The 8,662-nt window shown below is 58.2% G+C and carries 9 protein-coding genes and 1 pseudogene; 6 read left to right on the plus strand and 4 right to left on the minus strand.

Annotation, left to right across the window (positions count from 1 at the left end; all coding sequences use genetic code 11):
• Positions 1 to 254 precede the first annotated feature (254 nt).
• The gene (locus AAAB35_RS23620) at positions 255 to 560 is read right to left on the minus strand and encodes a hypothetical protein (RefSeq protein WP_340670722.1); all 306 of its coding nucleotides are present in this window, start codon (positions 558 to 560) and stop codon (positions 255 to 257) included.
• A 181-nt stretch (positions 561 to 741) separates the two neighbouring features.
• On the opposite strand from AAAB35_RS23620, the gene AAAB35_RS23625 reads away from it, so the two are divergent.
• Complete coding sequence (locus tag AAAB35_RS23625) at positions 742 to 1,317, plus strand: winged helix DNA-binding protein (protein ID WP_340670723.1); 576 nt, start codon at positions 742 to 744, stop codon at positions 1,315 to 1,317.
• 15 nt (positions 1,318 to 1,332) lie between these two features.
• Here the strand turns inward: AAAB35_RS23625 and AAAB35_RS23630 are convergent, their stop codons facing one another.
• Positions 1,333 to 2,253, minus strand: coding sequence for a GGDEF domain-containing protein (locus AAAB35_RS23630; protein WP_340670724.1), 921 nt, complete (start codon positions 2,251 to 2,253; stop codon positions 1,333 to 1,335).
• A 75-nt stretch (positions 2,254 to 2,328) separates the two neighbouring features.
• Positions 2,329 to 2,952, minus strand: a complete 624-nt coding sequence (locus tag AAAB35_RS23635) for a UdgX family uracil-DNA binding protein (RefSeq protein ID WP_340670725.1) — start codon at positions 2,950 to 2,952, stop codon at positions 2,329 to 2,331.
• A 279-nt stretch (positions 2,953 to 3,231) separates the two neighbouring features.
• Here AAAB35_RS23635 and AAAB35_RS23640 point away from each other — a divergent pair, with 279 nt between their 5' ends.
• The 4 genes and pseudogenes from AAAB35_RS23640 to AAAB35_RS23655 all read left to right on the plus strand — a co-directional run bounded on the left by AAAB35_RS23640 (position 3,232) and on the right by AAAB35_RS23655 (position 7,309).
• Positions 3,232 to 4,554 carry a sorbosone dehydrogenase family protein gene (locus tag AAAB35_RS23640; RefSeq protein ID WP_340670727.1) on the plus strand — a complete coding sequence of 441 codons (1,323 nt, stop codon included), beginning with the start codon at positions 3,232 to 3,234 and terminating at the stop codon, positions 4,552 to 4,554.
• 86 nt (positions 4,555 to 4,640) lie between these two features.
• A complete protein-coding gene (locus tag AAAB35_RS23645; protein WP_340670728.1) occupies positions 4,641 to 5,054 on the plus strand; it encodes a DoxX family protein in 414 nt (137 codons plus the stop codon).
• A 164-nt stretch (positions 5,055 to 5,218) separates the two neighbouring features.
• Positions 5,219 to 6,202: pseudogene (gene ftsZ / locus AAAB35_RS23650) on the plus strand (cell division protein FtsZ); the annotation flags it as partial.
• Positions 6,203 to 6,418: 216 nt separating this feature from the next.
• Entirely contained in the window at positions 6,419 to 7,309 is an 891-nt protein-coding gene (locus AAAB35_RS23655) for a fatty acid desaturase family protein (protein ID WP_340670729.1), read from the plus strand.
• An 11-nt stretch (positions 7,310 to 7,320) separates the two neighbouring features.
• On the opposite strand, the gene AAAB35_RS23660 is transcribed toward AAAB35_RS23655, so the two are convergent.
• Positions 7,321 to 8,091: a TIGR01458 family HAD-type hydrolase gene (locus tag AAAB35_RS23660; RefSeq protein WP_340670730.1), complete on the minus strand. Its 771-nt coding sequence runs from the start codon at positions 8,089 to 8,091 to the stop codon at positions 7,321 to 7,323.
• Between the two features lie 144 nt (positions 8,092 to 8,235).
• On the opposite strand from AAAB35_RS23660, the gene AAAB35_RS23665 reads away from it, so the two are divergent.
• Positions 8,236 to 8,541, plus strand: coding sequence for a hypothetical protein (locus tag AAAB35_RS23665; protein ID WP_340670731.1), 306 nt, complete (start codon positions 8,236 to 8,238; stop codon positions 8,539 to 8,541).
• Positions 8,542 to 8,662: the final 121 nt, after the last annotated feature.

Consider the following 8,662-nt stretch of genomic DNA (forward strand, 5'->3'; position numbering starts at 1 on the left):
AACAGTCCGCGCATACGGGCTTTCACGTCACGCAGCGATGATGCCCAAAGTTCAAGCGTCGTCTCGATTGATGCACCTGTCATCCATGACCTCCGAATCATGGAGACCCATAGATTCAGACTACAGATAAATATGCAACTGTAATGCTAGGACAGGAACACTTTCGCCCGTAGGCAGCGGCGTTGTCCTGATATCCGGATGTTTCATGCGATTATCCTGCACTGGTGAACTCGCATTCAATCCAGCATCGTTCGTCATCCTGTGCAAGGGTCAGATGGTCCTGTACGCATGTCGCGGAGCCGCTCCGCCGCTGTTGCCGCGAGGTCGGTGAAAACGAGGTCGAGGTCTTCGGCCACCTGATAGTAGGATTCGGGCAGGTCTTCGCCTTCCATCTCAGCGCGGATTTCCTCCATGCCGCGCGCGTGACTTTCAAGAAATTTGTAGAGCTCGGTCACCTGTTCGAGCGATAGTGCCTCGTGCGCCAGCATCTTGGGAATTTTCTTTCCCAATACCGTGGCCAATTCGTTCTTCTCCCGCAGAACGTTCAACCAGTTTGCCAACTATATTCATTCCTCCCGACCCGAGGGTCGCAGAGGGCAAATGCCACATCAACTAGTCCTTTAGTATTAATTATGCCTTCTAGTCCCGGCTCTTTTCTGGTATTGTGCGTCGCGTAATTCCCCCTTCGCACGTGCGAAAATACCTTTTTCCCCGGTGGCACACTGATTTCAGGAGCGCTTAATGATTTCGCATTTGCTGCACAATCTCGTCGAAGCCGACCCTATCAAGGAGGGTATGGACGAACTCGACGTGGTGGAAACGCCGCGCCGCAAGCGTACGTCTTCGCATACCACGGTTATCACTCACTTTGAATTGGGACGGACGCTCGAGCGTGCCAATCGCCGCTTCGCCACATTCCTGCAAGCTGAGATGACCCGGCTCGGTGTGCGCGAGATCGGCCCCGCCCATGCGATGCTGCTACTGACAATCGGCAATGACGAGCTTTCGGTCGGCCAGCTCATGGACCGCGGGCCGTATGGTGGTACGAACCTTTCCTACTATCTCAAGCAACTCGGCGAGTGCGGCTACATCGAACGCATTCCCCTTCCGCGCGACCGGCGCACTATCCGCGTGCGTCTGACGAAGAAGGCGCAGGAGCTGTGCGCCGATCTGACGGAGATCACGGAGAAATATCACCACTTGGTGGCCGGCGACCCAGAGAATATGCGCCGGATGGAGATCGCCTTCGAAACGCTGGATCGTCTCGAGCGCGCCTGGGCGACAGCGGCAATTTTCGGCTCTCCGGACGAAAGGTAACCATTCGCCGCCACGTTAGTTGGCGACGATGCGGTCTCTGCCCTCGAGCTTTGCCCGATAAAGCCCTTTGTCGGCTCGGGCAAAAGCTTCCTGCGCGCTGTCGCCAGGCTTCAGTGCCGTCATGCCCGCCGAGCATGTATAGGAAAACTCCGGATATGCCGGGAGCGGCCGCGACGTGCGAATCTTCGCGAACACTCTCTCCAGGATAGCGATGCCGTTTTCGAGATTGGTGTCCGGCAGAATGAACATGAACTCCTCGCCGCCAATCCTGCCGAAACAGTCGAGACGTCTGACAAATGAGTGTCCGTGCCGGGCGAAATCGAGAAGAACCACGTCGCCGAATTGGTGCCCGTAGCGGTCGTTGATCGATTTGAAATAATCAATATCGAGAACGGCGATGCACCCGATGTCGACTCCGTCCGGCGCTGGTTTGCTCACCAGCGCCTCGAGCCTTGCCATGATGAAACGGCGGTTGGCGATGCCAGTCAGCTCGTCGGTCTGTGAGGCGCGCAGGGCAAGATCGCGATCCTGTCGCAACCACCGGTCATCAGCGCGCAGCGGAGTGATATCGCTGGCGATGCACAACATCCAGCCGTTTGACTGGACGGTCTCCGTCATCCAGAGCCAGCGCCCATCATTCAGATCAGTTTCGAATGACCGAAACGCCGTCTTGCCGCGCCGCGACTGGGTGGAGCGAAGCCACTCTTCGAAATCCGTCGTTTTCAATACGGTGCCGACGCCGGCATGGTAGTTGCGCCGCATAATGTCGCCCCAGCTCAATTCCTCGCCGGGGGCGAGGTGATAGGCGACGCGAAAGCTGCCATTGGCATAGCGGAGCATATCGTCTTCGTCATAGACGGCGACCAAGGCAAGGCTGTCTGCCTGGAGTGACAGAAGATTGTCGATAATTGCGTCTGCTGGCTTCGAGGATTTCATGCTCACCTGAATCAGTCGCGGGGATGAGAGCTTATCAGTATCCCGAATCCAGGCTGATCGGAACAAATAGTTGTATCAGGTGGCAAGTGCGCCGATTGCGGAAAGGTCCCTCACGAAGGCCCTTTTCTCGGCCTCGGCATCGACCCGATCGCGTATTCTCAAAATGTAGGAAGGGTGAATGGTAACGAGGACCGGCGGAAACAATGTGGATTGAATGACCTTGCCACGATCGCGCATGACGCGGATAGAACTGCCAAGGAGGGCCGCTGCCGCCGTGCCGCCGAGTGCCACGACAATTTTTGGATTGATGAGCCGCAACTCGTTGTTGAGCCACCAGGAACACGCTTCGATTTCGCCGGCATTAGGCTTGGAGTGGAGCCTTCGCTTGCCGCGCTGCTCGAACTTGAAGTGCTTGACCGCATTCGTCACGTAGCATTGGTCGCGATCGACATCGGCTTGCGCCAGACATTCGTCAAGCACCATGCCTGCCCGCCCGACGAACGGCTTGCCTGCCAGATCCTCCTTGTCGCCGGGCTGTTCGCCAACGAGAACGATCCTGGCCCGCGAAGGTCCGTGCCCGAAGACCATCTGAGTCGCATGCTTGTAGAGATCGCAACGCCGGCAATGCTCGGCTTCCGCTTTCAACTCGGTCAGCGAGTTCGCATCCGGTGTCTCACCTTCGGTGACGTACCTGTCCATGGCAGCCTTAACGCGCAAAAAAATGCCTGGTTCCTCGGGAAGTTCAAGCAAGGATAGCCGAGATGGCCAAGGCATCAACGAGAATCTGATCGCAAGACGTCACCGTAAACAGCGATTAGCTCGATCTCGATCGAACATTTCGTGCCTTCATTCTCGACAAGTGACTTGGTCTTCTGCCGGCCGCCGAGGCCCAAAAATCCTGCCTGAACCCAAAAGCTCCTCGTGCGTTAATGTGCTAGGCTTGCTTCGCGGCAGCCCATTTTCCAACAGGATACGTCCATGAAACAGGCAAGACGTGTAGTGGTTGGGTTTCTTGTCGCAGGCATTGCCGGAAGCACATCTTTCGCGCAGACGCCGGCTAGATATGAGGTTGGCTACGGTCCCGATCCCGCGCTGCCCGAGCCGGACATGTCGTTGGTTCCGACCGTCAACGTAGCCAAGACTGAGCCTTGGTCAGAAGGTGAGGCGCCGCTGGCCGCACCGGGACTGAAGGTCACTCCTTTTGCCCGGGGTCTCGATCACCCGCGCTGGCTGCACGTCCTTCCGAACGGCGACGTGCTTGTTGCCGAGACCAATGCGCCCCAACAGCATGATGAAGGCTTCAGTCTGAAGAAATGGATCATGGGTTGGTTCATGAAACGGGCCGGCGCTGGTGTGGAAACCCCGAACCGCATCGTCCTTCTGCGCGACACCAACCAGGATGGCATAGCCGATACCAAGGAAACGTTTCTTGAAGGCTTGAATTCGCCCTTCGGCATGACGCTTTCGGGCGGCAAGCTCTACATCGCCAATACGGATGCCATCGTTGCATTCCCCTATAGGAACGGAGAAACCACAATCCATGTGGAGCCTGAAAAAATCGTCGACCTGCCGGGCGGACCAATTAATCACCACTGGACCAAGGACGTGATCGCTAGTCCCGACGGCAAAAAACTCTACGCCACCGTCGGCTCCAACAGCAATGTCGGTGAAAACGGCATCGAAGCGGAACAGAATCGGGCTGCGGTCCTCGAGGTCGACCTAGCGAGCCGCAAGACCCGACTCTTCGCTTCGGGACTACGCAACCCTAACGGCCTCTCCTGGAACCCCGATGACGGCAGGCTCTGGGTCGTGGTCAACGAACGTGACGAGCTCGGCAATGATCTCGTGCCGGACTACATGACATCGGTGAAGGACGGCGCCTTCTATGGCTGGCCGTACAGCTATTTCGGCCAACATGTCGACACGCGGGTGAAGCCGCAGCAGCCCGATCTCGTCAGCCGCGCGATCAAGCCAGACTATGCGCTTGGTGCCCACACGGCATCGCTAGGCCTGACTTTCTACATGGCGTCCCTTCTCGGTCCCGAATATAAAGGCGGCGCCTTCATCGGCCAGCACGGCTCGTGGAACCGCAAGCCGCGCAGCGGCTACAAGGTGATTTTCGTGCCCTTCAAAGACGGAAAGCCGCATGGGGCCCCGCAAGACGTTCTTACCGGCTTCATCAATGCGCAGGACAGGGCCATGGGACGACCCGTCGGCGTTGCGGTCGACAACAAGGGCGCGCTTCTCGTTGCCGATGATGTCGGCAACACGGTTTGGCGCGTAACTCCGGCAGCCAAATAGCTTAGGTAGAATATTTTTGCATGCTTGTCGGAGGCGAACCTCCGACAACGTCCTTAGCGGGAAACACAACCTGCGAGGCGAATACCATGCAAACAATTTTAGAAACCGCTCCTGTATCCAACACGGCCCTATGGGCCGGTCGCATCATGAGCGGCCTTATTATCATCTTCATGCTCTTTGACAGCGGCATCAAGCTTGTCCCGCTCGATGTCGTCCTTCAAACTTCCAGCGAACTCGGGCTTCCAGCGAGTGTCGGCTTTGCGCGCGGGCTCGGCATACTCGGGCTGGTGTGCACGATACTATACGCGCTACCGCAAACCTCAGTCCTCGGCGCGATCCTCCTCACCGGCTATATGGGCGGAGCAATTGCAACACAGGTGCGGGTGGGCAACCCACTCTTCAGCCATCTGCTTTTCGGCGTCTATCTTGGCCTCATCCTCTGGGGCGGCCTTTACCTGCGTGATCCGCGCCTGCGCGCAATCCTCCCGTTTTCACGCTGAATGACGCTGCGCAACCCCGATAACAAGTGCCTTGGGGTTGCGCAGAATTGCTGCGTCTGATTCTTTGCGTATGTTCCGGAGCACGATTTTTGATTCGCCCCCTGCCGGAATTGAAAGCCGCGATTTGACATGCGGCGGGCAGATCAGCACACGAAGGAACCAGAATGTCCATCAACCTCAGAAAGCCGGAAATTTCCGAGATGAAACCCAACATCACCGTTTTCGGTGTCGGCGGAGGTGGTGGCAACGCGGTCAACAACATGATCCGCGAAAAGCTCGAGGGCACGGACTTCATCGTTGCGAATACGGACGCGCAGGCCCTGACCATGTCCAAGGCCGAACGCCTGATCCAACTCGGGGCCCACGTCACCCAGGGCCTCGGCGCCGGGTCCGCTCCGGAAATCGGCCGCGCGGCAGCCGAGGAATGCATTGACGAGATTATGGATTACCTGTCCGGCACCCATATGTGCTTTGTTACAGCCGGCATGGGCGGCGGCACCGGAACGGGTGCGGCGCCGGTCATTGCTCGAGCCGCCCGCGCCGCGGGCATCCTGACGGTCGCGGTCGTCACCAAGCCCTTCACGTTCGAAGGCACGCGCCGCATGCGAATGGCGGAAGATGGCTTGAAGGAGCTTCGTGCCAGCGCCGACACGGTCATCGTCATACCCAACCAGAACCTTTTCCGCGTGGCGAATGCCTCGACGACCTTCGCCGACGCCTTTGCGATGGCCGATAGGGTGCTTTATTCCGGCGTCGCCTGCATCACCGACCTGATGGTGCGAGAAGGGCTGATCAACCTCGATTTTGCCGACGTGCGTTCCGTCATGCGTGACATGGGCCGCGCCATGATGGGCACCGGTGAAGCCACCGGTGAAGAGCGCGCCAAGACCGCCGCAGAAGCCGCGATCGCCAACCCGTTACTCGATGTCGCCTCGATGAAAGGTGCGAAGGGTGTACTCGTGTCCATCTCGGGCGGTCGCGACATGACGCTCTTCGAAGTTGATGTCGCGGCCTCGCGCATTCGCGAAGAGGTCGATGACGAGGCCAATATCATCCTTGGCGCAACCTTCGACGACGCACTCGAAGGCGTGTTTCGCGTATCGGTCGTCGCCACAGGCATCGACCAGGACGACGCAGCAGCAGTCGAAGGCGCAGCAGCCGCAATGCATGACACCAGCACTTCGGTGATGCCGTTCCTGCGGCGGCAAGGCTGACAGGCCAACCCTGGGCGCTCGGCGGCGAGTGGGTGCGCCGTTGCGCGTTCTCGTGTTTACGAATACGACATGAGAATGCCGAATTACTGGCTTTAAACTGTTCTGTGCATGCGTAACATCACGACGTTGATGTCAATGAGCAGGCCTGACATGGACCATCGCACCATTATCGCCTCGCTGACCCAGGAGCAGCGTGACCGCCTCACCGCCAAGTCGGATCGGGCCGGCTTGCTGCAGCTTGGCTTGCATTGGAGCGCGATTGCCGTATTGGGGCTGTTGATTGCCGCGCGGGTACCCTTCTGGCCATTGCTGATGTTACCGCAGGGGATACTCATCGTATTCCTGTTCACGCTTCTGCACGAAGCCGTTCACCGCACCCCATTCAAGACACAATGGCTCAACGATATTGTCGCGCGTATATCCGGCTTCGTTATCGTGCTTCCGGCCGACTGGTTCCGCTATTTTCACTTCGCTCATCACCGTTTCACCCAGGATCCCGATAACGATCCCGAACTCGCCACGCCAAAGCCGGAGACGTTGAGAGATTACGTGGTACACCTTTCCGGAATCCCCGTCTGGTTGGGCCAGATGAAAACCCTTGCGAGGAACGCTATGGGTCGTTGCGATGATCCCTACGTTCCACCCAAGGGAAAGGACAAGGTGCGGCACGAGGCGCAGATCATGATTTTCGCCTATGCGACACTTGCCGCGCTTTCGGTCTATCTCCAGTCTGCGGTGCTGCTTTTCATTTGGGTCATTCCGGCAATACTTGGACAGCCGTTCCTGCGCCTCTATCTTCTCGCTGAGCATGGGCGTTGCGCCTTCGTTGCCAATATGCTGGAGAACAGCAGGACGATGACAACCACATGGCTCGTTCGCAAACTCGCCTGGAACATGCCGTACCATGCCGAGCACCATTCCTATCCGGGCGTGCCTTTCCATCAGCTGCCGGAATTCCACGCGCTGATCGAGGCGCATCTGAAGGAGACCGAGTCCGGATATGCGCGGTTTCACGTCAAATACATCGAAGGGCTTCGATAGCGATCGGGACCTTAGGATCTTTTCCTAGCGATCCAGTCAACTGCAGCGCCAATATCTTCGACGACAGCTGTCGGGCGCGGCTTGAAGCGCTTTTCGTCGCCTTGGCGGTATTTGCCAGTACGAACGAGCAAGGCGTGCCCAAGCCCTGCCTTGAGCGCGCCGGCGATGTCGGCCTCCGCATCATCCCCGACCATAACGGCCTCGGCGCCCGGGCAATTCATGCTTGTGAGCGCCGCATCAAAGAATGCTTTTGAGGGTTTGCCGAGCACGGTTGCCTTTCGCTGGCTCCCGAATTCCAGTGCCGCAACAAATGGGCCCGCATCGAGGCTGAGTTTTTCGTCCGCGTCTTTGAAAGTCCTATTGGGAGCAAGCGCGAGAAACTCCGCGCCCTCCATCAAGGCGCGAAAGGCCCGGTTAAGTCTGCGATAGTCGAATGTCTCACCCGCATCGCCGACGATGACTGCCTTGCCTTTCCGCTGTTCGACGCCGGCAAAATCAGGTTCAAGGTCCGGGTGGACCAGAAGATGCGGCGTACGCTTGTGATCTTCCAACCAGCTCAATGCCGCTTGGGCGGGCGTAAAAAGCTCGCTAGCGGCAACCGGAAAGCCAAGCCGGCCAAGCTGGGCGACAACCGATGCCTTGCTCGAGCGGGTCGTATTGCTGACAAAGCGGAGGGAAAGTTCAGATTGACGCAAGCGCTCCACTGCCTCGGTGGCGCCTGGCACAGGCACGTTGCCATCATATAGGACACCGGCAATATCGAGGAGCACACCGCTAATCATTCCGGCACAATGAAGTCGGTTGCACCAAGCGTCAATTCTTTCAGAAAGACCCTCTCCCGGCGCGAATGATCCCGTGTTACGTCGGGCTGCAATCCGCGCTACTATGATCGACGTATCGTCAGTTGCGCCAGGAAAGGAATGAAGATGAACACCGCAAATCTTCAGCTGGAAGGTCTTTGCCTAGCCATCGCAGCCGTCAACCGGATCCTCGTTGCCAAGGGGCTGTTGACCGCCGCCGAAATCGACACGGCCCTGCGGAAGGTCGAAGCCGTCGCCGTCGGTGACGACCGGGCTGTCGAGCAGCTCTCCCCGGCCAATCGCGATGCAGTTTGCTTCCCGATCCGCCTGCTGCAACTGGCAAACAATTCGGGCGCCGATACGCCCTGGTCGTTTTCTCACTTGGCCAAGATGGTTGGCGAGACCAAGCGCCCCTATAACGACCAGCTCTAGATGGGGTAACGGGCTGCCAGGCCAACTGCTCACTTCACTACGGCGATTTTGAGCGGCGCGCTGCGCTCGCGGTTTGCTTGGTAAGACGGCGGTCGTCCCTCACACTGATGGTGTGAACGGA

The sequence above is a fragment of the Phyllobacterium sp. genome, from assembly GCF_037994425.1.
In the GTDB taxonomy this organism is placed as follows: domain Bacteria; phylum Pseudomonadota; class Alphaproteobacteria; order Rhizobiales; family Rhizobiaceae; genus Phyllobacterium.

Bases quoted from the DNA above. Each gene is read 5' to 3' on its own strand.
- AAAB35_RS23625 (WP_340670723.1), top strand. From the start codon at position 742: ATGATTTCGCATTTGCTGCACAATCTCGTCGAAGCCGACCCTATCAAG.
- AAAB35_RS23630 (WP_340670724.1), bottom strand. From the start codon at position 2,253: ATGAAATCCTCGAAGCCAGCAGACGCAATTATCGACAATCTTCTGTCA.
- AAAB35_RS23635 (WP_340670725.1), bottom strand. From the start codon at position 2,952: ATGGACAGGTACGTCACCGAAGGTGAGACACCGGATGCGAACTCGCTG.
- AAAB35_RS23640 (WP_340670727.1), top strand. From the start codon at position 3,232: ATGAAACAGGCAAGACGTGTAGTGGTTGGGTTTCTTGTCGCAGGCATT.
- AAAB35_RS23645 (WP_340670728.1), top strand. From the start codon at position 4,641: ATGCAAACAATTTTAGAAACCGCTCCTGTATCCAACACGGCCCTATGG.
- AAAB35_RS23655 (WP_340670729.1), top strand. From the start codon at position 6,419: ATGGACCATCGCACCATTATCGCCTCGCTGACCCAGGAGCAGCGTGAC.
- AAAB35_RS23660 (WP_340670730.1), bottom strand. From the start codon at position 8,091: ATGATTAGCGGTGTGCTCCTCGATATTGCCGGTGTCCTATATGATGGC.
- AAAB35_RS23665 (WP_340670731.1), top strand. From the start codon at position 8,236: ATGAACACCGCAAATCTTCAGCTGGAAGGTCTTTGCCTAGCCATCGCA.